The 25,611-nt window shown below is 70.3% G+C and carries 25 protein-coding genes; 11 read left to right on the top strand and 14 right to left on the bottom strand.

Annotation, left to right across the window (positions count from 1 at the left end; all coding sequences use genetic code 11):
- Positions 1 to 56: 56 nt before the first annotated feature.
- From OG266_RS42300 to OG266_RS42280, 5 genes are all read right to left on the bottom strand, one after another.
- The gene (locus OG266_RS42300) at positions 57 to 1,964 is read right to left on the bottom strand and encodes a hypothetical protein (RefSeq protein ID WP_371552171.1); all 1,908 of its coding nucleotides are present in this window, start codon (positions 1,962 to 1,964) and stop codon (positions 57 to 59) included.
- 283 nt (positions 1,965 to 2,247) lie between these two features.
- Positions 2,248 to 3,018, bottom strand: coding sequence for an SDR family NAD(P)-dependent oxidoreductase (locus OG266_RS42295; protein ID WP_371552170.1), 771 nt, complete (start codon positions 3,016 to 3,018; stop codon positions 2,248 to 2,250).
- A complete protein-coding gene (hisD, locus tag OG266_RS42290) occupies positions 3,015 to 4,316 on the bottom strand; it encodes a histidinol dehydrogenase (protein ID WP_371552169.1) in 1,302 nt (433 codons plus the stop codon). The genes OG266_RS42295 and hisD overlap by 4 nt, the downstream gene beginning before the upstream one ends.
- 29 nt (positions 4,317 to 4,345) lie before the next feature.
- Positions 4,346 to 5,281 carry a VOC family protein gene (locus OG266_RS42285; RefSeq protein ID WP_371552168.1) on the bottom strand — a complete coding sequence of 312 codons (936 nt, stop codon included), beginning with the start codon at positions 5,279 to 5,281 and terminating at the stop codon, positions 4,346 to 4,348.
- Complete coding sequence (locus OG266_RS42280) at positions 5,278 to 6,246, bottom strand: fumarylacetoacetate hydrolase family protein (RefSeq protein ID WP_371552167.1); 969 nt, start codon at positions 6,244 to 6,246, stop codon at positions 5,278 to 5,280. The genes OG266_RS42285 and OG266_RS42280 overlap by 4 nt, the downstream gene beginning before the upstream one ends.
- 229 nt (positions 6,247 to 6,475) lie before the next feature.
- Between OG266_RS42280 and OG266_RS42275 the strand changes: the two genes are divergently transcribed.
- The 8 genes from OG266_RS42275 (at position 6,476) to OG266_RS42240 (ending at position 14,260) form a co-directional block, all read left to right on the top strand.
- Entirely contained in the window at positions 6,476 to 6,781 is a 306-nt protein-coding gene (locus OG266_RS42275; RefSeq protein ID WP_371552166.1) for an antibiotic biosynthesis monooxygenase, read from the top strand.
- Positions 6,782 to 6,860: 79 nt separating this feature from the next.
- Positions 6,861 to 7,985, top strand: a complete 1,125-nt coding sequence (locus OG266_RS42270) for an FAD-dependent monooxygenase (protein ID WP_371552165.1) — start codon at positions 6,861 to 6,863, stop codon at positions 7,983 to 7,985.
- Positions 7,982 to 8,986, top strand: a complete 1,005-nt coding sequence (locus OG266_RS42265; protein WP_371552164.1) for an amidohydrolase family protein — start codon at positions 7,982 to 7,984, stop codon at positions 8,984 to 8,986. Before OG266_RS42270 ends, OG266_RS42265 begins: the two co-directional genes overlap by 4 nt.
- A complete protein-coding gene (locus OG266_RS42260) occupies positions 8,983 to 9,951 on the top strand; it encodes a cyclase family protein (protein WP_266469882.1) in 969 nt (322 codons plus the stop codon). The genes OG266_RS42265 and OG266_RS42260 overlap by 4 nt, the downstream gene beginning before the upstream one ends.
- Positions 9,952 to 9,959: 8 nt before the next feature.
- On the top strand, positions 9,960 to 11,348 hold the full coding sequence (locus OG266_RS42255; protein WP_371552163.1) for an FAD-binding oxidoreductase: 1,389 nt from the start codon (positions 9,960 to 9,962) through the stop codon (positions 11,346 to 11,348).
- Complete coding sequence (locus tag OG266_RS42250) at positions 11,329 to 12,285, top strand: fumarylacetoacetate hydrolase family protein (protein WP_371552162.1); 957 nt, start codon at positions 11,329 to 11,331, stop codon at positions 12,283 to 12,285. Before OG266_RS42255 ends, OG266_RS42250 begins: the two co-directional genes overlap by 20 nt.
- A 156-nt stretch (positions 12,286 to 12,441) precedes the next feature.
- The gene (locus OG266_RS42245) at positions 12,442 to 13,434 is read left to right on the top strand and encodes a LysR family transcriptional regulator (RefSeq protein WP_266469877.1); all 993 of its coding nucleotides are present in this window, start codon (positions 12,442 to 12,444) and stop codon (positions 13,432 to 13,434) included.
- 55 nt (positions 13,435 to 13,489) lie between these two features.
- Positions 13,490 to 14,260, top strand: a complete 771-nt coding sequence (locus OG266_RS42240; RefSeq protein ID WP_371552161.1) for an SDR family NAD(P)-dependent oxidoreductase — start codon at positions 13,490 to 13,492, stop codon at positions 14,258 to 14,260.
- A 51-nt stretch (positions 14,261 to 14,311) separates the two neighbouring features.
- On the opposite strand, the gene OG266_RS42235 is transcribed toward OG266_RS42240, so the two are convergent.
- Complete coding sequence (locus OG266_RS42235) at positions 14,312 to 14,767, bottom strand: MarR family transcriptional regulator (protein WP_329549311.1); 456 nt, start codon at positions 14,765 to 14,767, stop codon at positions 14,312 to 14,314.
- A gap of 161 nt (positions 14,768 to 14,928) precedes the next feature.
- Here OG266_RS42235 and OG266_RS42230 point away from each other — a divergent pair, with 161 nt between their 5' ends.
- Positions 14,929 to 16,392: an MFS transporter gene (locus OG266_RS42230; RefSeq protein ID WP_371552160.1), complete on the top strand. Its 1,464-nt coding sequence runs from the start codon at positions 14,929 to 14,931 to the stop codon at positions 16,390 to 16,392.
- A 66-nt stretch (positions 16,393 to 16,458) separates the two neighbouring features.
- On the opposite strand, the gene OG266_RS42225 is transcribed toward OG266_RS42230, so the two are convergent.
- The 8 genes from OG266_RS42225 to OG266_RS42190 all read right to left on the bottom strand — a co-directional run bounded on the left by OG266_RS42225 (position 16,459) and on the right by OG266_RS42190 (position 23,142).
- Complete coding sequence (locus OG266_RS42225) at positions 16,459 to 16,614, bottom strand: hypothetical protein (RefSeq protein WP_266469870.1); 156 nt, start codon at positions 16,612 to 16,614, stop codon at positions 16,459 to 16,461.
- A 48-nt stretch (positions 16,615 to 16,662) separates the two neighbouring features.
- Complete coding sequence (locus OG266_RS42220) at positions 16,663 to 17,913, bottom strand: RNA polymerase sigma factor (protein ID WP_371552159.1); 1,251 nt, start codon at positions 17,911 to 17,913, stop codon at positions 16,663 to 16,665.
- Between the two features lie 7 nt (positions 17,914 to 17,920).
- Positions 17,921 to 18,262, bottom strand: coding sequence for a YciI family protein (locus tag OG266_RS42215; protein WP_266469866.1), 342 nt, complete (start codon positions 18,260 to 18,262; stop codon positions 17,921 to 17,923).
- Positions 18,259 to 18,996, bottom strand: a complete 738-nt coding sequence (locus OG266_RS42210) for a nuclear transport factor 2 family protein (protein WP_371552158.1) — start codon at positions 18,994 to 18,996, stop codon at positions 18,259 to 18,261. The genes OG266_RS42215 and OG266_RS42210 overlap by 4 nt, the downstream gene beginning before the upstream one ends.
- Before the next feature lie 148 nt (positions 18,997 to 19,144).
- Positions 19,145 to 20,686, bottom strand: a complete 1,542-nt coding sequence (locus OG266_RS42205) for an MFS transporter (protein WP_371552157.1) — start codon at positions 20,684 to 20,686, stop codon at positions 19,145 to 19,147.
- Between the two features lie 11 nt (positions 20,687 to 20,697).
- Positions 20,698 to 21,135, bottom strand: a complete 438-nt coding sequence (locus tag OG266_RS42200) for a VOC family protein (protein ID WP_266469862.1) — start codon at positions 21,133 to 21,135, stop codon at positions 20,698 to 20,700.
- Positions 21,136 to 21,141: 6 nt separating this feature from the next.
- Positions 21,142 to 21,921, bottom strand: a complete 780-nt coding sequence (locus OG266_RS42195; protein ID WP_371552156.1) for an SDR family NAD(P)-dependent oxidoreductase — start codon at positions 21,919 to 21,921, stop codon at positions 21,142 to 21,144.
- Between the two features lie 300 nt (positions 21,922 to 22,221).
- The gene (locus OG266_RS42190) at positions 22,222 to 23,142 is read right to left on the bottom strand and encodes a zinc-binding dehydrogenase (protein ID WP_371552155.1); all 921 of its coding nucleotides are present in this window, start codon (positions 23,140 to 23,142) and stop codon (positions 22,222 to 22,224) included.
- A 110-nt stretch (positions 23,143 to 23,252) separates the two neighbouring features.
- Between OG266_RS42190 and OG266_RS42185 the strand changes: the two genes are divergently transcribed.
- Together OG266_RS42185 and rho are read left to right on the top strand one after the other, a co-directional pair.
- Positions 23,253 to 24,113, top strand: a complete 861-nt coding sequence (locus tag OG266_RS42185) for a class I SAM-dependent methyltransferase (RefSeq protein WP_371553160.1) — start codon at positions 23,253 to 23,255, stop codon at positions 24,111 to 24,113.
- A 304-nt stretch (positions 24,114 to 24,417) separates the two neighbouring features.
- Entirely contained in the window at positions 24,418 to 25,560 is a 1,143-nt protein-coding gene (gene rho, locus OG266_RS42180; RefSeq protein WP_371552154.1) for a transcription termination factor Rho, read from the top strand.
- Positions 25,561 to 25,611 lie beyond the last annotated feature (51 nt).

Below are 25,611 nucleotides of genomic sequence, written 5' to 3'. Positions count from 1 at the left end.
CCGGTGCCCGGCATCCCGTGGGATGCCGGGCTCCCCCGTGGGGCGTCAGAGATCGCTCACTGAACGGTCAGGACGATCGCCCCGGAGTAGGTGCCGCCCGGCTCGACGGCGGTCGCCGTGCCGTCGACCGTCATGGTCACGGACTTGCCGCGCGGCGCCCGCACGGCCGCGCCGGCGGCGAGGGCCAGCTTGGTCAGGTACGACGTGCCGGTCACCGTCCAGGCCGAGCCGCTGTTCAACTGCACGACCACGCCGTTGTTGACGGCGGGCTGCACGGTGTTGGTGACCTCGCCCAGCTCGTAGAAGTTCGAGGCGTCGATCGTGCTGACGTGGTGCTTGGCCCCGGTCGCCGAGATGACGCCCTGGACGGTGGAGTCCTCGAAGGTGAGGAGCATGTTCTTGCCCTTGCGCATGCCGTTGTAGAAGTCGCCCTTCAGGGCGATGGAGCTGAAGGTGGCGGCGCCGTCGGCGGTGTGGACGGCGGTCACGTCGAAGGCGGAGTCCTTCGTCGGGTCGCCCGTGGGCTCGGTGTAGACGCCGGTGTTGAGCATCTTGCCGTCGACGTTCACCGGGCCCGGGTCGTCGAGCTCGATCATCTGCAGGATGATCCCGTTGCGCGGGTTGAGCCGGGCCCCGCCGGAGCCGTCCACGGTGATCGCGGTCTGCTGCCCCTTGTTGAGGAAGGTGGCCTTCTCGGAGTTCACGACCGTGCCACCGTCGAGCTTCAGCGTGCCCGCGCCGAAGAACATGTAGCCGAAGTGGCCGGAGTTGACGACCGTGTTCCGGACCGGGAGCGCGGCCAACTCGGCTGCGCTCAGCCCGAGTCCGAGCGAGGAGTTGAGTTCCGCAACGGCTGTCCTGGTGCTGTCTCCGTAGTGGACCGAAGCGGCGGGGCCCGCGATGATCGTCGCGTAGCTGCCGACGTCGAACCGCGAGCCGAGGACCCGGACAGTGGCGTCCCCGATGGCGTACGTGCCGTAGCCGTACGTGCCCGTGTTGCCGACACTGCTGTTGATCGCCGTCAGTTGGAGGCCGCGACCGCCCTCCACCGACAGGGCTCCCCAAGTCTCCGAGAACACCGAGGAGTTGATGTACGTGGCCTTGGTGTTCGCGCCGATCAGGTTGGTGGCGCGGACGTTGCCGTCGAGGCCGAGCATCCAGGGCACCGACTCCATGTACGGGGTCTCCACGGTCGCCTGGTAGTCGGCGGGCAGGACGCCGTTCCTCGCCCGGAGCTCGGAGTTCTTCACGATGACGTTGGCGCCGTCGTTGGCGATGACGGTGGTGCGGACCACGCCCTTGGTCGCTATCCGGGCGCCGTCCACGACGAGCGTGGTGGACGAGCCGGTGCCTACGACCGCGGCGCCGTAGCCCGCGAAGTCGCAACGGCCGTTGCCTGTCAGGGAGATGACGGGCTTCTGGAGCGTATAACTGGCGTTCTGCACGAAGACGCCGTCAAAGCACTCGCCGGTCGAGGTGATGGCGACGCCTTTGGCGAGGGTGTTGGTGAGTTTGCCTCCGCGCACGCTACTGAGGACCGACTTCGCGGTCACCACGCCGTCGGCGCCGACGTAGACGGCCTGCCGGAACGGGAACGTGAGGGTCTCGTACGTCACCGCGTTGGCCTCCGCGACAGTGAGGACGACGGCACCTCGATACGTGCCGGCCGAGATGAGCGTCTCGGTTCCGCCCGTCTCGGTGAGGAGTTGGCCGGTCTCCACACCGTCGACGGTCAGCGTGACGCTGTAGCCGTCGGGCGCGGTGATCCTGCCGCCTTCGGCGATGGACAGCTCGCTCACGCGCGTGGTCGTGGAGAGTTCGTATGTCTCGCCGGAGCCGACCGAGATCTTCGTGCCGGACGCGATTCTCGTCGGCGCGGCGGTGGCCGAGGCCGCCGGAACCAGCAGGGCGCCGGCCGTGGCGGTGCCTGCGATCAGGATCGAGCGTCGGGTGATCAGCGTCATTGCATGCCTTCCGAGGGTTCGAGTACGCCGTCGCGCAGGGTGACCGGCCGGCCGCCGGATACAGGGTGGCGAGGGCTCGGGCCGAGGCACCGAAGGTGCGCACGAGGGAGTGAATCAGCCCTGCACACCGGGGAACAGGAGCCGTGCGCACGCATATCGGAGCCCGATGCTTCGGATCGGGCCGCCCGCTTCATGGCGGTCACACAGAGTGTCCACAGGGCATGCGGAAAGGCGGGGTGGGCGACCGAAGTCACCCGCCCCGCCGTCGGGTTGGAGCATCCGGTCAGGCGGGTGCGATCATCCCCGCCGACAGATCGATGTCCGCTCCGCACAAGCCCGGCATGGCGAGCATCGCCACCAGCGCCCGGGCGACCTCGTCCTCCTCCACCAGCCGGTTCAGGGCCGCGCGGGAGGCGAAGTCCCGCTCGGCGGCCTCGACGGTGGTGCCGGTCAGCTCGGCGGTCAGACGAAAGTTTCGGTCCATGCGCGGGCCCCGAACCGGGCCCGGGGAAAGGGAATTGACGGAGACGCCGTACGGCCCGACCTCTCCCGCCAGTGTCCGGGTCAGGCCGAGGAGCGCCATCTTGGACGCGGTGTACGGGGTCCGGTTGAGCAGCGGCCGTTTGCCGCTCACGGATGCAATGTTCACGATGTCGCCGTGCCCGGCCTCGATCATCGGCGGCAGGAAGGCCCGGCACTGCAGGTACACCCCGCGTACGTTGGCCGCGAACACGTCGTCCCACTCGTCCGGATCGATGTCGGTGAGCGGCTTGACCGGGCCCGCGACGCCAGCGTTGTTGACGAGCAACGAGACGTCCTCGTCGATGAGTTCGGTGGCCAGCGCGCTCACCGACTCAGGATCGGAGACGTCACACACCGCCGTACGAGCCCGGCCGCCCTCCTTCACCACGCGGGTCGCCGCGTCCGCGAGCGCCTGTTCGCTCCTGCCGACGAGGATCACCTTGGCGCCGGATCCCGCCAGGGCTAGCGCGAAGGCCCGCCCCAGCGGTCCGCCGCCGCCCGTGATCAGCGCCGTACGCCCGCGCAGTGTCATGCGCCGTTCCAGGGCAACTCGTCGCCCGCGGCCTTCGCGGCCCGTACGTCACCGGAGCGGGCGTGTCCCTCGAACAGCTCGACACGCGAGGCGCGCCCGCACAGCCGGCCGAGCAGTTCCTGCGACCCGGTGTCGGTGACCTCCTGGTACGTCACCGTCTTGAGGTATTTCCCCACCCACAGACCGCCGGTGTAGCGGGCGGCACCACGTGTGGGGAGCACATGGTTCGTCCCGATGACCTTGTCGCCGAACGACACACAGGTGCCCTCGCCGAGGAAGAGAGCGCCGTACTGGGACATGCGTGTCAGGGCCAGCCGCGGCTCGGCCGTCAGGACCTCCACGTGCTCGAAAGCGAACTCGTCGGCGAGCGCGTACATCTCGTCGACGGTGTCCACGACGTGCACCTGCCCGTGGTCGCGCCAGGCGGGCCCGGCGAAGTCACGCGTGGGCATGCCGGGCAGGAGGCGCTCCACTTCGGCGATGGTCTTCTCGGCCACCTCCCGGGAGGTGGTGATGAGGACGGCCGGGGAGTCAGGACCGTGCTCGGCCTGGGAGAGCAGGTCGACGGCGCAGACGAAGGGGTCGGCGGCCTGGTCGGCGAGGACCAGGATCTCGGTCGGGCCCGCGAACAGGTCGATCCCGATCTCGCCGAAGAGCTGCCGCTTCGCCTCGGCGACGTACGCGTTGCCGGGCCCGGCGATCAGGTTGACCGGCCGCATGGTGTCGGTGCCGACGGCCATCGCGGCGACGGCCTGCACCCCGCCGAGCAGCCAGATCTCGTCCGCGCCCGCGAGGTGCGCGGCGGCGACGGTGGCCGCCGGGATCTCGCCGTGGATCGGCGGCGTACAGGCGACGACGCGCGGGACGCCGGCGACCTTCGCCGTCACGATGGTCATGTGCGCGGACGCGGTCAGCGGGTAGCGGCCACCGGGTATGTACGCGCCCGCCGCCCGCACCGGGATGTGCTTCTGCCCGAGCCGCACGCCCGGCAGTGTCTCCACCTCGAACTCGCCCATGGAGTCGAGTTGGTGGCGGGCGAAGGAGCGCACCTGGTCCTGCACGAACCGGATGTCGTCGATCACCTGCTGCGGGACCGAGGCGACGATCTTCTCGATCTCCTCGGCGGAGAGCCGGAAGGAGTCGGGGCTCCACTTGTCGAACTTCTCGGAGTACGCGCGCACGGCGGCGTCACCGCGCTCGCGGACGTCCGCGATGACGCCCGTCACGGTCTCGCGCACCTGGTCGAGCGAGGCGGTGACCTCGGCCTTCGGGACGGCCTGCTTCATTATCGTTGCCACAACTGCGGCCCTTCTGCGGGGTAGTCGGATCAGACCGGCGGAGCGACGAACAGCACGTCCGGGTCGTTGAACTGCTCCTTGGCGACCGACTCGCTCATCGGGTCGGCGGTGCCCCACTGGTCCTGGGTGACCGGATCGTCGACGTCATGGCGGCCGGGGTGCCACAAGTCCTCTTCGAGTACGGCGAGTTCGGTCGTGTACTCGACGGTGTTGCCGTGCGGGTCGTGGAAGTACGCGAAGGTGTTGTCGCCCGCGAGATGCCGGCCGGGCCCCCAGGTGAGGCGGGTCCCGGCGCGCAGCGCGCGCCCGGTGCCGCGCATGTACTCCTCGACCCCGCGCATCTCGAACGAGGCGTGGTGCAGGGAGACATGGGGGCCGCGCGCGATGGCGAAGGAGTGGTGCAGGGGGCTGCACCGCAGGAAGTACATGAGGTCGCCCATGTGCGTCGAGTACAGGGTGTCGGTGAGCCGGAACCCGAGGTGCTGGACGTAGAAGTCCCGCAGCCCTTCCGGGTCCTGGGAGTTGACCACGCAGTGCGACAGCCGGACGGGGATCGCCTCGCGCTCCTCGATCCTGCGATGGGTACGGGTCTCGACGTCCGCGGACACCTCGACGACACGCCCGTCCGGGTCGAAGAAACGGAAGCCGTATCCGCCGCCCGGGGTGTCCAACACCTCTGGTTCGCCGATGAGTTGGATCCCTGCCCGGCCGAGCCGTACATGCAGCTCGTCCACGGCGGCCGGCGAGACCGCGCCGAACGCGACCAGGTCCATCCGCTTCCGCTCGTCCTCGCGGATCCGGACGATGTACTGCTCGGGGCTGCCCTCGGCGGCGAAGAACGCGATACCGCTGTCGTTCGCGACCTCGGTCAGGCCCCAGGTGGTGCCGTAGAAGGCGCGCTGCGTGGCGAAGTCCGGTACGGCCAGGTCGACATGGCGCAGATGGGTGATGGGCTGGAAGCTCATGCGTGGCTCCTGACGGTGTTGCGCTGGTGACCCAGGCCCGTGATCTCCGACTCCACGACGTCCCCGGGCTTGAGGAAGACACCCCAGTGCGCTCCATTGCCTGCCGGGGAGCCGGTGAGCAGCAGGTCGCCGGGGAGCAGGGTGGTGGTCGTGGAGACGTACGCGATGAGCCTCGGGATGTCGAAGATCATGTCCTTGGTGGACTCGTCCTGCCGGACAACTCCGTTGTGGCGCAGGGTGATCCGCAGGTCGGAGGGATCCCCGGCGAAGGCGGCCGGCACCAGGAAGGGCCCGGTCGGAAGGAAGGTGTCGGCGTTCTTGGCGGTGAACCAGTCGGTGCCGATGGCCTTCAGGTCGGGCCGGTAGAGCCGGTCGCGGGTCGTGAGGTCGTTGCAGATGGTGTACGCGGCGACATACTCCATGGCCTCCTCGGCGGGGATGTTCTTGCCCGACTTGCCGATGACCAGGGCGAGTTCGAGTTCCCAGTCGTGCTGTTCGCCGAGCGCGGGCAGCACCACGTCGTCGTACGGGCCGCAGATCGCGCGCGGCGAGCCGAGGAAGACGTACGGGACGCCGCTGCGGATCCGTTCGTCCATCATTTCCTCGGCGTCGGCGCGCGCTTCCTCGGGTGTGGCGCCGTGCACGCTCTCCTTCTCGGCGGCGACCAGATCGACCACATGCTTGCGGTAGTTGGCGCCGCTCTGCAGGATCTGGCCGGGCTCGACGGGGGCGAGGACGCGGAGGTCGGCGAGGTCGTACCAGCTGTCGTCCGGCTCGACGGCGAGGAGCTCCAGACGGGGGAAGAGGGCGTCCCAGTCCTCGACGACCGCCCGCACGGACGGCGCCAGATCGGAGAGGCTGCGTACTCTCCGCCCGACGACGAGGCCCGGGAAGGCGCCGAATCCGTCGGCTGCGAAGGTGCCGAGCGCGAACGGTCCGGTATGGGTGGGGAGTCGGTCGGGCACGGGTGCTCCTCGCGGGGATGGGTGGCGTGTCACCGACGCTAGGCAGCGCACGGGGTGCGGCGGAAATAGCGATCCGCGATGCCTGGCATCAGGGCCCCGGGCGCCCCGTGATCAGCGGCCCATCGTCGTACGGGATGGATGACGTGCCCCTTGCCGATGCCTCGATCCGTTGACCCTGCATCCGGGCTCCCAGCAGGCTCGGAGCACCGTCTGACCCGAGGAGATGCGCGTGATCGTGGAGCATGCCGAGCTGACCGTGGTGGCCGGCCGTGAAAGGGACTTCGTGGCCGTCTTCGAGAAGGCGCGCGAGGTGCTCGCCGAGGCCGACGGCTTCCGCTGGACCGAGCTGCTGCGCTGCGAGGAGCGGCCACGGACGTTTCTGCTGCTGGTCGGCTGGGAGTCGGTCGAGGCCCACACCGTGGGGTTCCGCGAGTCGGAGCGCTTCCAGCGGTGGCGGGCGCTGGTCGGCCCGTTCTTCGCCGAGCCACCGTCGGTCGAGCACTTCCGGCTGCTCGGCGACCGCTTCGCCGGCTGACCGCGCCACTCCTCTTCTACGTTCGCAAGGGCCGGCTGACCGTGCCACTCCCCCTCTTCTACGTTCGCAAGGATCGCCCATGCCCGTACAGAAGGTGCTCGTCGTCGGCGGCGGCATCACCGGAAGCGTGCTGTCCCTCGCACTCGCCCAGCGCGGCGTCGAGGTCGAGCTCGCCGAGATAGCGCCCCAGTGGTTCGGTGTGGGCCACGGCATCACCATCCAGGGCAACGCCCTCAAGGCGCTGCGCTCCGTAGGCGTACTGGACCGGGTGCTCACCCGCGCCGTCCCCTTCGACCGGATGCGGCTGCGCCGGGCAGACGGCGGCCTGATCGCGGAGCTGCCCACCCCGCACACGGGCGGCGACGAACTCCCGTCGACGGCGGGCGCGCTGCGCTCGGACCTCCAGAACGCGCTGTGCGACGCGGTGTACGCGCACGGGGTGCGGGTCCGTCTCGGGCTGAGCGTCGAGAAACTCGACCAGTCCGCCGATCACGTGGACGTCACCTTCACCGACGGTTCCGCCGGACGCTACGACCTGGTGGTGGGCGCCGATGGCATCAACTCCGCGATGCGCTCGCTGATCGGCATCACCACCGAGCCCCGTGCGGTCGGCATGTCGATCTTCCGGGTGGTCGCGGAGCGCCCGGCCGAGATGGACTGCGCCGAGGTCTACTACGGCGGCCCGCGCTACAAGGCCGGCTACTCCCCCATCTCGGCGGACCAGTGCTACGCCTATCTCCTCGACGAGAACCTGGACGCCTCGCTGATCGGGCCGCGCGCTCCCCTGTCGCTGCTGCGTGAGCGCGGCGCCGGGTACGGGGGCGTGTGGGGCAAGATCCTCGCCTCGTTGCCCGAGGACACGGCGGTGGACTACCGGTGGATCGAGGCGATCCTCGTCGACGAGCCTTGGCACCGCGGCCGGACGGTGATCATCGGCGACGCGGCGCACGCCTGCCCGCCGCTCATCGCCCAGGGAGCGGCGATGTGCGCGGAGGACGCGGTCGTACTCGCGGAACTGGTCACCGGTGCCGAGCCGCTCGACCAGGCGCTGGACACGTTCATGGCGCGCCGGCTGCCCCGGGTGCGGGTCGTCCTGGAGAACTCGCTGCGCCTCGCCGACTGGGAGATCCACCCCGACACACCGGGCGCCGACCCCGGACGGATCATGTCCGAGACCCTGGACTATCTGACGGCGGCGGCATGAGCACCCCCGTCGTCGACTTCCACGGCCATCTCGCGGTCCCCGCCGCCGACGCGCTCTGCGCGGGAACTCCGGGCCTCGCCGCCGAGCTGGCAGCCGAACAGCGGGCGCACTCCTCCGCGTCGCTCACCGTCAATCGCGCCCAACTCCAGCGCCTGGCGCCCAAGTTGACGGACGTCACCGTCCGGCTTGCCGACCTGGACGCGATGGGCGTCGACATCCAGGTGGTCGGCCCGATGCCGATGCACCACTACTGGGCGGACGAGGATCTCGCCGTACGCCTGGCCCGTACCGTCAACGAGGCGGTGGCCGCGCACTGCGCCAACGCACCCGAGCGGCTGTACGGCCTGGGCACGGTCCCGCTTCAGCACCCCGACCTCGCCGTCGCGCTGCTCGACAGGGCGGTCACCGAGTACGGCCTGTACGGGATCAGTGTGTCCACCACCGTCGACGGCCGGGAACTCGCCGACCCGGCGCACGACGCGGTGTGGCAGAAGGCCGAGGAGCTGGGCGCCGTCGTGTTCGTGCACCCCTGGGGCTGCTCGCTCGGTGAGCGGCTGGCCGGGCACTATCTGGGCAACACGGTCGGCCAGCCCGTGGAGACGACGGTCGCGCTGTCGCATCTCATCTTCACCGGCGTCCTGGACCGTTTCCCCCGCCTCAAGCTGGTGGCCGCGCACGGCGGGGGCTATCTCCCGACGTACATCGGCCGCTCGGACCACGCCTGGCACGTGCGCGAGGACGCGCGCGGCTGCGCCGAGCCGCCGAGCGCGTATCTGAAGCGGATGTGGTTCGACGCGCTGGTCTACACCCCGCGCGCCCTGCGCGCTCTCGTCGAGGAGGTCGGCGTGGACCGGGTCGTCCTCGGCACGGACTTCCCGTTCGACATGGGGGTCGACGATCCGGTGGCACGGCTGGACGCCGCCGACCTGTCACCGGCCGACCGTGCCGCCGTCGCCGGGGGCAACGCCCTCGACCTGCTCCTGAAAGGACGTATCCGATGAGCCTCGGTCCCATCGAGGAAGAGCTCGCCAAGGCCCGCTCCGCGTACCGCAATTGGGGCCGCTGGGGCGAGGACGACGTGCTGGGCACGCTCAACCACATCGACGACGCGATGCGCGCCCACGCCGCGGGCCTGGTCCGCCGCGGCCGGTCCTTCTCGCTCGCCCAGGAGTTCAACGAGGACGGCCCGCAGCGCGGCTTCCGCGGCCGTATCAACCCCGTCCACTATATGAAGGACACCGGCTCCGACGCGGCCGCCGGGACGCAGGGGTTCCCGCACGGCTTCGGCGGCGCCGACGACCATGTCGTGATGCCGCTCCAGGCCTCAACGCAGTGGGACGGGCTTGGCCACATCTACGACAACAAGCAGGCGTGGAACGGCCGTCCGTGCACCATCGTCAACGGCGACGGCGACTCGGTCACCGGCATCGAGCACATGAGGAACGCCTTCACCGGCCGCGGTGTCCTGCTCGACGTGGGCCGCGCGGTCGGCGACGAACACGGCGAACTCCCGGACGGATTCGCGATCCTGGAGGAACATCTGCGCGCCACGATCGAGGCCCAGGGCGCCACCTCCTCCGTACGCCGCGGAGACCTGGTGCTCATCCGCACCGGGCAGTTGGGCAGGGTACGGCGGCTCGGCGAGTGGGGCGGGTACGCCGCCGGGGACGCCCCGGGCCTCTCCTTCACCACACTCGGCTGGCTGCATCGCACGGAGATCGCAGCGATCGCCTCCGACACCTGGGGACTTGAGGTACGCCCGTACGAGTTCCCCCAGCCCGCGATGTCTCCGCTGCACCAGATCGCGATCCCCAACATGGGTCTCCCGCTGGGTGAGATGTGGGACCTGGAGGAGCTGGCCGAGGACTGCGCGGCGGACGGCGTCCATGAATTCCTGCTGGTCGCGGCGCCTCTTCCGGTGACCGGCGCGGTCGGCGCGCCCGTCAATCCGATCGCGGTCAAGTGAGTGCCCCGATGAACACCGACAGGTTCTCCGGCACGCTCCACTTCCCCGGTGACGAGGACTTCGAGGAGGCGTGCTTCGGGCCGGTCTTCAACGCCCGTCGCCCGTCGGACCGTTCACCGGCGGCCGTACTGAAGGCGGTCTGCGAGCAGGACATCGTCGAAGGAGTACGGCTCGCCGTCGAGCGCGGCTGGCAGGTCGCCGTACGCTCCGGAGGGCACAGCTGGGCCGCCTGGTCGGTGCGTGACGAGGCGCTGCTGATCGACCTCGGGGGCTTTCGGGAGCTGTCGTACGACGAGACGACCGGGATCGTGACAGCGACGCCCAGCGTTCGGGGCGGCGACGAACTCAACCCGTATCTCGGTGAGTTCGGGCGGTTCTTCAACGGCGGGCACTGTCCGTCCGTCGGCATCGGCGGCTTCCTGCTGCAGGGCGGGCAGGGCTGGAACGCGCGCGGCTGGGGCTGGGCGGCGGAGAGCATCGTCGCGATCGACGTCGTCACCGCCGAGGGCGAGCTGCTGCGCGCGGACGAGACGCGGCACAGCGACCTGTTCTGGGCGGCGCGCGGTGCGGGGCCTGGCTTCTTCGGGGTGGTCACCCGCTTCCACCTGCGCACCCGCCCGTTGCCGAGGCACCTGGCGCACACCGTGCACGCCTACCCGCTCGGCCTCTTCGACGAGGTCATGACCTGGCTGCACGGCATGCACCAGACGGTCTCCGACCTGGTCGAGATCGTCGCGCTCACGCAGACTCCACCAGGTCACGAGGGACCGGTGCTGCTGGTCACGGGCGTCTCGATGACCGACACGCCCGAACAGGCCGCCGAGGCGCTGGCCCCGTTGCACGCCAATCCGTACGCGGACCGGGCGCTGTTCCGCGTCGAGGCCCAGCCGACCACGCTCGCCGAACAGATCCGGAACCAGCGCCTCGCCAACCCCGAGGGTCACCGCCATCTCGTCGACAACGCCTGGCTGACCGGGCCCGCCGCCAAGGTGGTCCCGGCGATCCGCAAGGCGTTCACCGAGCAGCCCACCCCCCAGACCTTCACCATCTGGTTCTCGATGTCCCCGCTGCGCCAACTCCCCGACATGGCCTTCTCCTTGCAGTCGGAGATCTATTGCGCAACGTACGTCATCCACAACGACCCCGAGCGGGACGCCGAGCTGCGGGCATGGCTCGACGACGCGATGGCGCTGATGCGGCCGATCACCGCGGGCCAGTACCTCGGGGACTCCGACTTCACCGTGCGGCAGCTGAAGTTCATGGGCGACGCGCAATGGCGGCGGCTCCAGGAGATACGAGCCGTGCGCGACCCCAAGGGACTCTTCGCCGGCTATCTGAGCGCGGGCACCGTCACCAACACCAACCACTGGGAGCAGCATGCGGTTCGCGACATATGAACACGAGGGCGTGGAGCGCGCCGGCGTCGTCCGCGCCGGGATCATTCATCCGCTGCCGCCCGGCACCACCGTCCTCGCGCTCATCGAGCGGCAGGAATTGCACGACGCGGGGGCCGAAGCCCTTGCCACGGACAGCGACTTGACCGTTGATCAGGTACGGCTGCTGCCTCCGCTGAAGCCCCCGTCCATCCGGGACTTCGTCGGTTTCGAGGCGCACATCGAGGGCGTGGCCAAGTCGCTGGACGGTCTGGAGCAGGTGCCCGAGGAGTGGTACAGGGCACCGAACTTCTACTTCACCAATCCGCACGCGGCGTACGGCGCGCACGACAACGTGCCGATTCCCGCGGGGTGTTCGGTCCTCGACTTCGAGCTGGAGGTCGGCGCGGTCATCGGTCGCGGCGGCCGGGATCTCACGCCCGAGGAGGCCCATGAGCACATCGTCGGCTACCTCGTGTTCAACGACTGGTCCGCGCGCGATCTGCAGAAGCCGGAGAAGAACCTCGGCCTCGGCTTCTCCAAGGGCAAGGACTTCGCCAACACCCTCGGCCCGTACCTGGTCACCGCGGACGAGGTGGCGGACCGGCTCGATCCTGACGGCTTCCTCGACCTGGAGATGACCGTCACGCTCAACGGCGAGCTGATCGGCCGAGACACCCTGGCGAACGTGTCCTGGACCTTCGGGGAGATGGCGGCGTACGCCTCCCGCGACGCCTGGGTGCGCCCCGGCGACATCCTCGGCTCGGGCACCTGCGGCTGGGGCGCGCTCGCCGAGTTCTGGGGCCGCGTCGGGGAACGCACGCCCCCGCCGCTGAAGCCCGGCGACGAGGTGACGCTCACCGTGGAGCGCCTCGGGGGCCTGTCCAACCGGATCGTGCCCGGGCGCACGGACGTGTATCTGCCGCGAGCCCGCAAACGGGGCCGGACGCCCCGGCCGTAGCGCTCCCCCTACCCCTTACGACCTGCACACATTCAGGGATCCGATGGCTGCTATCGGATCCCTGTGAGTTCCCTCCCGGCCCCTTCCTCGACGGGAAACCGGTCGTTACGCTCCGGTTTCACCGAGCTTCAACGACGCGGCCGGAAGGAAACACGCATGGGTCTCGGAGCAATCGACCTGAATCTTCTGGTGGCGCTGGAAGCCCTCCTGGAGGAGAAGAACGTCACGCACGCCGGGGTCCGGCTCTCCACCAGCCAGTCCGCGATGAGCGGCTCGCTCGCCCGGCTGCGGCGGCATTTCAACGACGAGCTGCTGGTGCGGGTGGGCCGGGAGTACGAGCTCACGCCGCTCGCGGAGCGGCTGCTTCCCGTCGTCCAGGCCTCCCTGTACAAGGCCGAGGAGGCGATGTCGCTCACGCGCAGCTTCGACCCGGAGCGCAGTCGGCAGCGCTTCTCGGTCGTGATGTCGGACTACGTGATGACGGTGTTCATGGAGCCGCTGCTCCGGGTCATCGCTCGTGAGGCACCCGGCGTCCGCATCGACTTCCATCCGCTGGTGCACGGGCAGCCCGAGAGCGAGACGCATCTGCGCTGCCACGACCTGATGGTGGTGCCGCTCGGCTACCGGCTGCCCGGGATCAGCGAGGCGGTGATGCACGACCGGTTCGTGTGCATCGTCGACCCCGACAACCCGCGCCTGGTCGACGGGCGGCTCACGCTGCGCGACCTCGCCGAACTCCCGCACGCCGCCTCGGCCTTCGGCAAGAGCCTCACCCCCGCCGACCGCCAGTTGGAGACCCTCGGGATCACCCCGCGGGTACAGGTCAGCGCGCCAGGCTTCAGCGTGCTGCCGTTCCTGGTCGGCGGCACCGACCTGGTCGCGATGGTGCCGGAACGGCTCGCGCGACGGTACGAGGGGTTCGCCCGCTGTGTCACCGTGCCGGCGCCCTTCCCCGACGTACCCCTGGTGGAGGCCATGTACTGGCACCACAACCGGCACTCGGACCCGGCGCACCGGTGGCTCCGCGAGACGCTGCGGAAGGTGGGGGCGGCGCTGGACGAGCCCGGGCGGCCGGAGGCGGTCGAGATCGCCGACGTGGATGCCAGCCATGAGGAACGCGCGTTTCCGGAGCTGGCCCCGGCTTCCTAGCGTGGAGCGGGAGCGCCCACCTTTCCGGTGGCCCGCAACCCCCTTGGAGGAAGCCGTGAGCCGTGCACGTCTGGCGGGCCGCACCGTCGTCATCACGGGAGCCGCGCAGGGCCAGGGTGCCGCCGAGGTGGCCGCCGCGGCCCGCGAGGGCGCCACGGTTCTCGCGACGGACGTACTCGACGACCTGGGCGAGAAGCTGGCCGCGTCCCTGCGCGCCGACGGCCTGGACGTGCGCTACGAGCACCTGGACGTGTCGTCCCCGGACGACTGGTCAGCCCTGGCCTCGTCCCTTCCGGCCGTGCACGGACTCGTCAACAACGCCGGGATCCCCATGCGCGCCCGCCTCGGATCGGTCGAACTCGCCGACTGGGAGCGGGCGTTCGCCGTGAACACCACCGGACCGATGCTCGGCATCCAGGCCCTCGCCCCGCTCATGGGCGAGGGCTCCTCCATCGTCAACGTAGGTTCGGTCGCGGGTCTCACCGCCCATCACGCGGTCGCGTACACGGCCAGCAAGTGGGCGCTCCGAGGACTGTCGAAGGTGGCCGCCCTGGAGCTGGCCCCGCGCGGCATCCGTACGAACGTGATCCACCCCGGCTATATCGAGACCCCGCTGATGGCGACGGCCAACCCGGTGTTCACGCGGGCGCACCTGTCGATGACTCCGCAGGGCCGCCCGGGCACCTGCGACGAGGTGGCGCCGCTGGTCGTCTATCTGCTCTCCGACGAGTCCTCGTACGTGAACGGCGCGGAGATCACCGTGGACGGCGGCTACTCGGCGCACGGCGGGGTGAAGGCGATCACGAACGCGCTCGACGCGCGGTGACGACGAGGGGCGGCGGTCCACCCAGCGCGCCGATACGGTGCCGCCCGGGCTTCAGTCGCGCGGCCAGGGACGCCCGTCGAGACGCTCGACATCGCTGTTCAGCCGGCTGAGATAACCGGCGAACTCGGCCACCTCCTCCGCCGACCACTCGACCATGACCTTCTCCAGACCGCTGATGTTCTCCGCCCGGTCGGCGGCCAGACGGCGCTCGCCCTCAGTGGTGATGGCGAACTTGCGGGCCATGCCCCCCTCGGGGTCGGGCATGCGCTCGACGACCCCGTTCCGCAGCATGGCGGCGGTCTGCCGGTTGAGGGTGGAGGTGTCCAGGCCGAAGGCCGCGCTGAGCTGGCCGATGGACATCGGACCCTCGACCTGGATACGGCTGAGCAAGAGATAGGCACTCCGGTCGAGGCGCCCCTCCATACCCCGTGCGCGCGGGGTGAGCAGGGCCATGTACCGCCCGAGCAGCATGGTCTCGAACTCGATCAGGTCAAGGGGCTTGTCCACGCGACGCTTCCTTCGGCTCCTGGCTCGCTTCCCCGCAGGGAAGCCACCTCCCCCGACAGTTATACCAGGCACGATGTGTATGATGCATGCGACGTGCACGATGCATATGGCTTGCATGATGCATCTCGCCATGATCCGGAAGAGCAACAGGGAGTACCCCCGTGGACAGTTCCAAGCCCACACCCCGCTCCGGCGGTGTTGTCGGCATCCTCGCCTTCGCGGGCATCGTGGCCGCGCTGACGCAGACCCTGGTCGTGCCGCTCATCGGGGAGCTGCCGACCATGTTCGACACCTCCCCCTCGAACGCTTCCTGGGTGATCACCGCCACCTTGCTGGCGGCTGCGGTGGCGACTCCCGTCGCCGGACGCCTCGGCGACATGTACGGCAAGCGGCGCATGCTGCTCGCCTCCCTGGTCCCGCTCATCCTGGGCTCGGTGGTCTGCGCCTTGTCCTCCTCGGTGGTCCCGATGATCGCCGGGCGCGGTCTCCAGGGCCTGGGCATGGGCGTGGTGCCCCTGGGCATCAGCCTGCTGCGTGACGTGGTGCCGGCGGAGAAGCTCGGCTCGTCCATCGCGATCATGAGCGCGTCCATGGGTGTGGGCGGCGCACTCGGCCTGCCGTTCTCCGCGGCCATCGCCGAGAACGCCAGCTGGCGCGTGCTGTTCTGGGTCGTCGCCGCGCTGGCTCTCGCGGTCGGCACCCTGATCGCGTTCTTCGTGCCCGCGGGCCGCGAGAACTCCTCCTCGGGCAGCTTCGACGGGCTCGGCGCAATCGGCCTCGGCGCCGTGCTGGTCTGCCTGCTCCTCGGTGTCTCCAAGGGCGCCGACTGGGGCTGGGGAAGCGGCACCACACTCGGACTGCTCGGCTCCGCGATCGTCCTGCTGCTGGCCTGGGGCCGGTGGGAGCTGCGCACCGGCGAGCCGCTGGTCGACCTGCGGGTGACCGCCCGTCCGCAGGTGCTGATGACGAACGCGGCCTCGATCCTGGTCGGGTTCGCGATGTACGCCCAGTCGCTGGTGGTGCCTCAGCTGCTCCAGCTGCCCGAGGCCACCGGGTACGGCCTGGGCCAGTCGATGCTGGCCATGGGCCTGTGGATGGCCCCGGCGGGCCTGATGATGATGGTGATGTCGCCGATCGGCGCCAAGTTGTCCGCCGCCAAGGGCCCCAAGGTCACCCTGTCCGTCGGAAGCCTCATCATCGCCGTGGGCTACGGCATCTCCCTGCCGCTGATGAGCACCGGTTCCACCTGGGGCCTGCTGGTCGTGACCATCGTCTGCAACACCGGCGTCGGCTTCGCCTACGGCGCGATGCCCGCCCTCATCATGAGCGCGGTGCCCCAGTCGGAGACCGCCTCGGCCAACAGCTTCAACACCCTGATGCGCTCGATCGGCAGCTCCGTGTCGGCCGCCGTGATCGCTGTCGTCCTCGCGCAGATGACCACGGACTTCGGCGGCTACGCCCTGCCGTCCGAGGACGGTTTCCGCGTCGCCATGCTAATCGGCTGCGGTGTGGGCCTCGGGGCGGCGATCCTCGCCTTCTTCATTCCCGTCCGGGCGGCGGCCGCGGAGCTGGAGCCCACCGCCACGTCGGACTCCACTCCCGAGGCATCCGAGGTCAAGGCCTGACCTGCTTCATCCCTCGGATCGGCCGCCCCACGACGGGGCGACCGATCCAAATCCGGAGCGTGGCGCTCAACCGCCCAGCCGGAGACCGGCGAGCCAGACGTCGGGCCCGCCCGGCTCACGGTCGGGTGTCCTGCCGTCGAACGGCGCATCCCGCCCCGGAGGCCGGCGCCGGAGCAGGGCGAACACCTTCCTGACACGCGGGGTTGGGACGGTGGCGGACATCGGGCCTCCTGTGTCGTCGGGTCCTTGCACCCCACCGACGAACACGCCCTAAGCCGATCGACACTCCGCGAGCCGCCTCTCCAGGAACCGCCGCTCCGCCTCGTTCTCCACCAACTCCAAGGCCCTGCCGTACGCCTGGGCCGCCTCCGCCGTACGCCCGCCGCGGCGCAGCAGATCCGCACGGGTGGCCGGCAGCAGGTGATAGCCGTCCAGCTCGCCCTCCCCCTCCAACTCCGCCACCAGCGCCAGGCCCGCCTCCGGCCCCTCCGCCATACCGACGGCCACCGCGCGGTTCAGCCGCACCACGGCGGAGGGCACGAAGCGGGCCAACTCCCCGTACAGCGCCGCGATGTCGGCCCAGTCCGTCTCCTCGGCCGTGGCGGCGGTGGTGTGGCAGGCCGCGATGGCCGCCTGGATCTGGTACGGCCCCGGACGTCCGCGCCGCAGGGCCGTCTCCAGCAGGGCGGCGCCCTCGTCGGCCGCGGCCCTGTCCCAGCCCGTACGGTCCTGGTCCTCCAGCGTCACCAGCTCGCCCGTCGCGTCGACCCGTGTGCCGCGCCGGGCGTCGTGCAGCAGCAACAGCGCGAGCAGACCGAGCACTTCGGGTTCGTCGGGCATCAGGCGGGCGAGGACGCGGGCGAGCCGGAGGGCCTCCGCGCACAGGTTCGTGCGCAGCAGATCGGCCCCGGACGTGGCGGCGTACCCCTCGTTGAAAAGCAGGTAGACCACGCCGAGGACGCCCGTCGTGCGTTCGGGCAGCAGATGCGCGGGCGGTACGCGGTAGGGGATGCCCGCGTTGCGGATCTTCCGCTTGGCGCGGACCAGGCGCTGCGCCATCGTCGCCTCGGGGACGAGGAAGGCGCGGGCGATCTCGGGTGTGGTCAGCCCCGCGAGGGTACGCAGCGTCAGCGCCACCCTCGCCTCGATCGGGAGCGCCGGGTGGCAGCAGGTGAAGATCAGCCGCAGCCGGTCGTCCCCCACTTCACTCTCGTCGTCCGAGCCGTCCTGGTCGTACGGCCCCTCGTCCCGTGCCAGCACAGCCGCCTCCCGCAGCTTCGCCGCGCCCGCCGCCTCCCTGCGCAGCACGTCCAGGGCGCGGTTGCGGGCCGTCGTGGTCAGCCAGGCGCCGGGGCGGCTCGGCACGCCGTCGCGCCGCCACCGGTCCAGGGCCCGTGCGAAGGCGTCCTGCGCGCACTCCTCGGCGAGGTCCCAGTCGCCGGTCACCCGGATCAGGGTGGCGACGACCTGGCCCCACTCCTCCCGGAAGGCGGCGGCAACCGCCTCCTCGACGTCGTTCACCGGCGGCTCACTCCCAGACCGGACGCACTTCGACCGAGCCGCCGCCCAGCGCGGCGGGGTGCCGCGAGGCGAGCGAGATGGCCTCGTCGAGGTCGGCGACCTCGATGATGTCGATGCCCGCGACGTACTCCTTGGACTCCACGAACGGCCCATCGCTGAGCAGCACTTCGTCACCCTGTACGCGGACGGTGGTGGCGTCGGTGGCCGGCCGCAGCCGTGCGCCGCCCTTCACGATGTCGCGGCCGCGCACCTCCTCGATGTACGAGAGGAAGCGGGGGTCGTCGGCGATCTCCTGGGGGCTGAGCTCCTCGCCGCCGACGGGGGTGCAGATGAACAGCGCGTACTTCATGACCGGGCCTCCGTGATTCCGGCGTCGAACGGAACCGAGGTGTGCTGGTGGACGATCTGCCAGCGGTCGCCGGCGGCGCGGTAACCGGTGGTCACCCGCGCCGTTGCGTCCAGGGGCTCACCGGTGACGAGCGTGGCGCGCATCCGCACGAGCGCGTGGCTGAACGCGACGCTCTCGTCGACCCGGACGCGGAAGTCGAGCACCTCGCGCTCCACGGGTCCGGTCAGCGTCGAGAACCACAGCTCCTCCGCCTTGCGGAGCGCCTCGATCCCGCTCTGCTCCAGGCCGCTCACGGGGTGGAAGACCTCAACATCGGGCGCGTAACAGGCCATCGCCCGGTCGAAGTCCCGCTCCCGGCCGGCCGCGGTGAGTTCCGCGTCGATCCGGCGGATCTCCGCCTCGGCGTCCTCGTCGTCCCAGAACGCGCGCACCTCCATGGCGCCGATGGTCGCCACGGGGTGCTTGGCAGCGGCCTCGACGGCCTCCTCCAGGGTGTCGCAGTCGAGGATGTCGTACCCGGCGATGTACTCCTTGGTCTCCGCGAACGGCCCGTCGGTGCGTAGCACTTCGCCGTCGCGTACGCGGACGGTGACCGCGTCGGCGGGGAGCCGCAACCGGTGGCCGTGCAGCCGTACGCCGCGCTCGGCGCCCAGTTCCTCGACCCAGGGTTCGACGGGCGCCATGCCGGAGGCGTCGACGGTGTCGTCACCGCAGACCAGCAGCATGTACTTCATGGTTCCTCCTGGTGCTCTTGAGCTTCCACACCCCACCGACGAACGGGCAGGCGCCGAATCGACACCCTTCCAGGTTCTCTTGCGCATGGACGGACACACGAGGGAGCCGGGGCGTTCGGCCCCGGCTCCCTCCTCGTATGCCTATGTACTAGACGGCCGCCGCCTCCGCCGTCTCACCTGTGACGCCGACCGTCGAGCGTGCGGTGTTCTTCCGCACCAGCAGCAGGGTGACCAGCGCACCGAGCAGTGAGGCACAGCCGCAGATCACCACGCCGATGGCCATGCCGTGGCCGAGCGCGGTCTGGGCCGCCGCCCTGGCGCTGTCGCTGCCCGCGTTCACCACGGCGAGGGGACCGGCCGCCGCCTCCATGCCCGCGTCCGCCCCGCTGAGCTTGCCCACAAGGGCCGAGGACGCGGCGCTCATCGCGATGGTGCTGATCACGGCCGGGCCGAGGCCCTGGCCGAACTCGCGCACCAGGCTGGTGGCGCCGCTGGCCATCCCGGTCATGTGGATCGGTACGGCGTTCACTGCGGCCGAGGTCAGCGAGGACACGACGCAGATGAAGCCGATGCCGAGCAGCAGCACCGGGCCGATGAAGGCGGCGAGGGAGGTCGTGGTGATGGGGAGCGCGGCGATCCAGAACTGTCCTGCGGCCATCGGCAGCAGGCCGCCCATCAGGAGCCAGCGGGCGTCGACGCGGGTGAGCATCTTGCTGAGCACCGGCGCAAGGAGCAGCGGGATCAGCTGGAGGATCACGAACGGCATGCTCGCCCGCAGCGCGCTCAGGTGCATCACCGCGCCGAGCCGGATCGAGACGCAGTACGCGGTGCCGATGAAGCCGAACATGCCGGCGAGCGCGACGACGGCGGCAGCGGCGAACGACGGGATCTTCAGCAGGTCCAGGTTGAACATGGGTGAGGCGGCGCGGGTCTCCGCGACGATGAATCCGACGAGGGCCACGGCCGCGAGGGCCAGCGAGCCGACGATCGCCGGGCTGCTCCAGCCGCGCTCGCCGCCCTCGATGATGCCCCAGAGCAGAGCGGTGAGACCGACGGCGATGGTGATCTGCCCAGGCCAGTCCAGGCTGCGGCCCTCGGGGGCCTTGGAGTCGGTGACCAGCTTCCAGCACGCGACCGCGACCACCAGACCGAGGACGACCGGTGGCACGAACGCCCAGCGGAAGTCGGCGACCGTGGCGAGAATCCCGGAGGACAGAGGGCCCACGGCGGAGGCGAGCGAGATGCTGAGCGCCCAGGTGGAGACCGCCTTCGCACGGTCCTTCCCGTCGGGAGTGGCGGCCGCGATGACGGCGAGGGAGCTGGGGAAGAGCGCGGCGGCACCGACACCCGCGAGAGCCTGGCCCGTCCACATCATGGTGATGTTCTGCGCGGTGGCGTTGAGGAGTTCACCGAGCGCGAGGACCAGCCCGCCGAGCACCAGCAGGCGCTTGCGGCCGAACAGGTCTCCCAGTACACCGAAATTCAGCTCGAGAATCGCGGTGGGCAGAATGAAGGCGGAGGTCACCCAGGCCACCTGGGAACCCGAGGCCCCGAAAGCGGCCTGAATTTCCCCGTTGATGGGAGAGGGAACGGTAATACACAACTGCGCCGCGGCCACTGCGAGACAGCAGGCTATGAGTGTCCCTCTGTCCAGTCTTTTCAGGGAGTTCAAGGAGATCGAATCCGTCATCGTACGTGCCCTCACTCTGCGTTCTTCAGATGGTCGTGCTCGACGTTTTTCTCTATGAGTTCGATGAGATTTCCCTCGGGGTCGGTGACCCAGGCCATGCGAATACCGGGTTCGGGGGACGGCCCCGGCTCCATGGCCTCACCCGCTCCGTGGGCCACCAGGGCCGCGTGGACGGGGTCGAGTTCAGGGGTGGTGACCGCGAAGTGCCCGTATCCCTCGGTGAGGGCGGCGGTCAGCGGGTCGGGCGCGCGCAGCCCGGGCGTGGAGCCGGGCCTGGCGAGCAGTTCGAGGCGCCAGCCGTGCGGATGCTCCAGGACCACGGCGCTCAGCCCGGGCCCTTCGAGGGTGAACTCGAAGACGGTCTTCAGGCCGAACGCCTTCTGGTACCAGGCGGTTTGGGCAGGCAGGTCGCGTACGTTGACGCCCACGTGGTCGAGTCGTGTGGTCACGGGCGCTCAGCCCGCCATCGCGCTGTCGCCGCCGTCGACCATGAGGTTCGCGCCGTTGACGAACGCGGCCTCCTCGGAGCAGAGGAAGGCCGCGGCCCGCGCGATGTCCTCGGGCTGCCCCACCCGCCCGACCGGGATCCGCGCCTCCAACTGCGCCTTCGGCCCGTCGGGATCGTCGAGGAAGGGCGCGGTCGCGGACGTACGGGTCATGCCGGGCGAGATCGTGTTGACGCGGATGCGGTGCGGGGCGCCTGCCGCGCACAGGTGCTTGCTCATCGCCAGCACCCCACCCTTGGCGGCGCCGTGCGGCACCATCGGCATGAACGGCGCGCCCCGCACCGCGGCCACCGAGGCGACGTTGAGGACGGCTCCGCCGCCGCGGGCGATCAGGTGCGGCCAGGCCGCCTGCGTACAGAAGTACGGGATGTCGAGCTCGTTCCTGATGGTGAAGTACCAGTCCTCGGCGGGCATGGTCTCGAACGGCCCGTTCCGCAGGGCGGAGGCGTTGTTGTAGAGGATGTCGATCCCGCCGAAGGCCGCGATGCCCGCGCCGATCCACTCCCGGGCGCCCGCTTCGGTGGACAGGTCCACGGGGGCTAGGGATTTCATGACTCCGCCGGCCTTCTCGACGAGTTCGACCGTTTCGGCAGCGGCGTCGGAGTCGATGTCGCAACCGAATACGGTGGCGCCTTCGTCGGCGAATATCTGAGCCGCGGCCCGCCCCATTCCAGCCCCCGTGCCGCTGATGAAAGCGATTTTCCCGGCCAGTCGACCCATGATTGCCATGTCCCTTGTCCAGTGCCGCCGGTGTGCGGTGCTGGAAGCGTAGGTACGGCCTTTGACCAGAACAAGAAAAGGGTCGGCTCAGGGCCATCGCGGTGTCGTATGGCTGGTATGCGCGGCGTCAGCCAGGGGAGGTTCCCGGGCGGTCGATTCCGGCCGCGTCGCGCCCGGCGGCCGGGTAACCGGGAAGGACGATCGCGCCTTGGCCGGCCGTCAGCGGGCCCTCTCGGGCCGTACGGTCAACCCGGCGCCCTCGAAGGGCTGTTGAGCGGGCTACGGGCGTCGGACATGTCGGTGAGGGCGTCACCCGACGTCCAGCACCGCCTTCCCCCGCAACCGCCGGTTCCCCAGTGCCTCCACCGCGTCCGCGATCTTGTCCCACGGCCCGCGCCAGCCGACCTGCACGCGCAGCCTCCCCGCCGCGACCAGGGCGAGCAGCCGGTCCAACTGCGCCCGGCGGTCGGTGAGTCCGGCGCCGTTGTAGACGGAGACGATCGTCTTGGGGGTGGGGCTGCCCAGTGTGGAGCCCACGGGGAGTGAGGCTTCGTGTCCGGCGGCCCAGCCGACGCTCTGGAGGCTGCCACCGGGGGCGAGCAGGCCGTAGGCGGCGACCAGTTGATCTCCGCCTACCGTGTCCACCACCACGTCGACCGGGAGGGTCACCCCGCTGAGCCCGATCGCCACCTCGTCCGCCCCGAGCTCGGCGAGACCACGGGCGCTCTCCTCGGAACCGGCCACTCCGATGACGTACGCGCCGCCGAGCGCCGCGAGCTGCACCGCGAAGCCCCCGACGCCACCTGACGCGCCGGTCACCAGCACCCTGCGGCCGAGCAGCGACCCCGCCTGTTCCAGGGCCCGCAGAGCCGTGCCCGCGGCGACCGGCAGCGTGGCCGCCGCGCCGAGCTCGACACCGTCGGGCACCACTGCCACGTCCGCCACATCCATGGCCCGCAGCGCGCCGAACCCGCCGCCTTCCGCGAATCCCACCACCCGGCTGCCGACGGCAGGGCCGGTGCCGTCCGCGGAGGCCGTCACGACGACCCCTGCCGCGTCGAAGCCGATGACCTCGCCGGGCGCGGCCCGCTCCGCGAAGAAGAGCTCGGCCGCGTTCAGGGACGTGTGCCGGACCTCGACCAGGACCTGCCCTGGCCCGGGTACGGGATCAGGGGCGTCGCCCAGGCGCAGCCTTCCGAGTGCCGTGGGATCAACGATCAGTGCGCGCATGCGAGGACCCTCTCTCGTGGTCGGCGACTCGACACCCACCAACTCGCGCCGATCCGGAGTTCTTCCCGCCGCTCCCCGGCCGCGCACGATTGGATGTCCCCATGACCGAGATGGACGGCGGGCACCGGAACGGACGCGAGCACGAGCACGAGCACGAGCGGATGATGCGGGCCAACCAGGCCAACTGGGACGCGCGTACCCCCGTTCACCTCGCCAGTCGGTTCTACGGGCTGCACGAGAAACTCGACCCGGCCCGCTGGTTCGCCGCCTTCGAGTGGGAGGACCTCGGCGAACTCGCCGGCCGCGACGTGCTCCACCTCCAATGCCACCTCGGCACCGAGACGATCGCCTTCGCCGAGCGCGGCGCCCGCGCCGTCGGCCTCGACATCTCCGAGGCCTCGGTGGCGGCCGCTACCGACATCGCGGCACGGGCGGGCGCCGACGTCGCGTACGTACGGGCCAATGTGTACGACGCCGTCGAAGCTCTGGGCGGTCGGCGGTTCGACGTCGTGTACACCGGCAAGGGCGCCCTGTGCTACCTGCCCGACCTGGACCGCTGGGCCACCGCCATCGCCCAACTCCTGCGCCCCGAGGGGCGGTTGTACATCGCCGAGTTCCATCCCCTGCTCAACTCGCTGGGCCCCAAGCCGGCGCCGGACGAGGGTGGTGAACTGCGTTTGCGGCACGACTACTTGGGCGGCAGGGACGCCGTCCACCGGGACGCGACGTACACCTACACGGACGGTCCGGCCGTGCGCGGCGCGACCGACAGCTACGAGTGGATGCACGGGCTGGACGACGTCATCAACGCGCTGATCGGGGCGGGCCTGCGCATCCGGCGGCTGCGGGAGAGCGACGAGCTGCCCTGGCCCCGGTGGCCGCAGATGACCCGTACCCCGTCCGGCTGGTGGCGGCTGCCGGAGACCGAGCCCCGCATCCCGCTGCTGTACGGCCTGCTCGCGGGCCACTGAGACACACATCACAGCCGATCCCGGCCATGGGGTGCTACAGTGCGATCAGCACTTGTGTACGCCCCGTCTCGGGCGCCGGTGTTTATCTCATCTCTTCCCGCTGACACGCCCGTCGACTTCCGACCGGCGGAACAGCTTTCCAGCACATCACTTCTTGAGCACGGCCACAGGCAGTTCCTGCCGTCCGCCGTACGCGCTGTGATGTCTCCCCGCCGCACGGATGCGTGAGCACGCCGCCTCCCCCGGCACACCCCCCTCCCTTCCTCATGACCTCATGAACCCGTCCTTGAAAGGACCACCCATCATGACCACCACACTCGAACACCCTCCAGTACGACAGCAGCAGCTCCCGGCCCAGGCCACCGGTGTCCTCGACATCGCGCACAACGGGCAGGGGTACCTGCGCGCCGCCGCGAGCTGCCTCCCCACGCCGACCGACGTCCAGGTCTCCGCCGCGCTGATCCGCCGTTACGGCCTGCGCAAGGGCGACACCGTCGAAGGCGTACGCGGCGGGCCCCGCGCCCTCGCCGAGGTGGAGCGCATCAACGGGCGTACGCCCGAAGAGCTGCGCCACCGCCCGCACTTCCGTGACCTCACCCCGCTGCACCCTCGCGACCGGCTCCGCCTGGAGCACCCCGCGAGCGGTGTCGCCGGACGCCTCGTCGACCTGGTGTCACCGGTCGGCAAGGGCCAGCGCGGCCTGATCGTCGCCCCGCCCAAGACCGGCAAGACGGTGCTGCTCCAGCAGATCGCCGCGGCCGTCGCGGGCAACCACCCCGAAGTCCACCTGATGGTGCTGCTGCTCGACGAGCGGCCCGAAGAAGTGACCGACATGCGGCGCTCGGTCCGGGGCGAGGTCTTCGCCTCGACCTTCGACCAGGCGCCCAAGCAGCACATCGCACTCGCCGAACTCGTCATCGAGCGCGCCAAGCGGCTCGTCGAGCAGGGCGAGGACGTCGTCATCCTGATGGACTCGCTCACCCGGCTGTGCCGGGCGCACAACAACGCGGCCTCCTCCGGTGGCCGCACCCTGAGCGGCGGCGTCGACGCGGCCGCGGTGCACGGCCCCAAGCGGTTCTTCGGTGCCGCACGCCTTGCCGAGGAGGGCGGCTCGCTGACCATCCTCGCCACCGCCCTGGTGGAGACCGGCTCCCGTGCCGACGACTACTTCTTCGAGGAGCTCAAGAGCACCGGCAACATGGAGCTCCGCCTCGACCGCACCCTGTCCTCCAGGCGGGTGTTCCCGGCCGTCGACATCACGCCGTCCGGCACCCGTCGCGAGGAACTCCTCGTGCCCGCCACCGAGTTGAACACCATGCGAGGACTGCGCCGCGCCCTGCAGACACGGGACGGACAGACCGGCCTGGAAACCCTCATCGAGCGGATGCGCGCCACCCCGGACAACGCGTCCTTCCTCCGCCAGGTCCAGCCCACGCTGCACGCCTGACCACTGCCGTCCGCACCTCCCGCGTGCGGCATCCGGGTGCTCGATCCCGCC

Source organism: Streptomyces sp. NBC_00554, from assembly GCF_041431135.1.
Taxonomy (GTDB): Bacteria; Actinomycetota; Actinomycetes; order Streptomycetales; family Streptomycetaceae; genus Streptomyces.
This window is presented reverse-complemented; position numbering and strand designations above follow the sequence as displayed.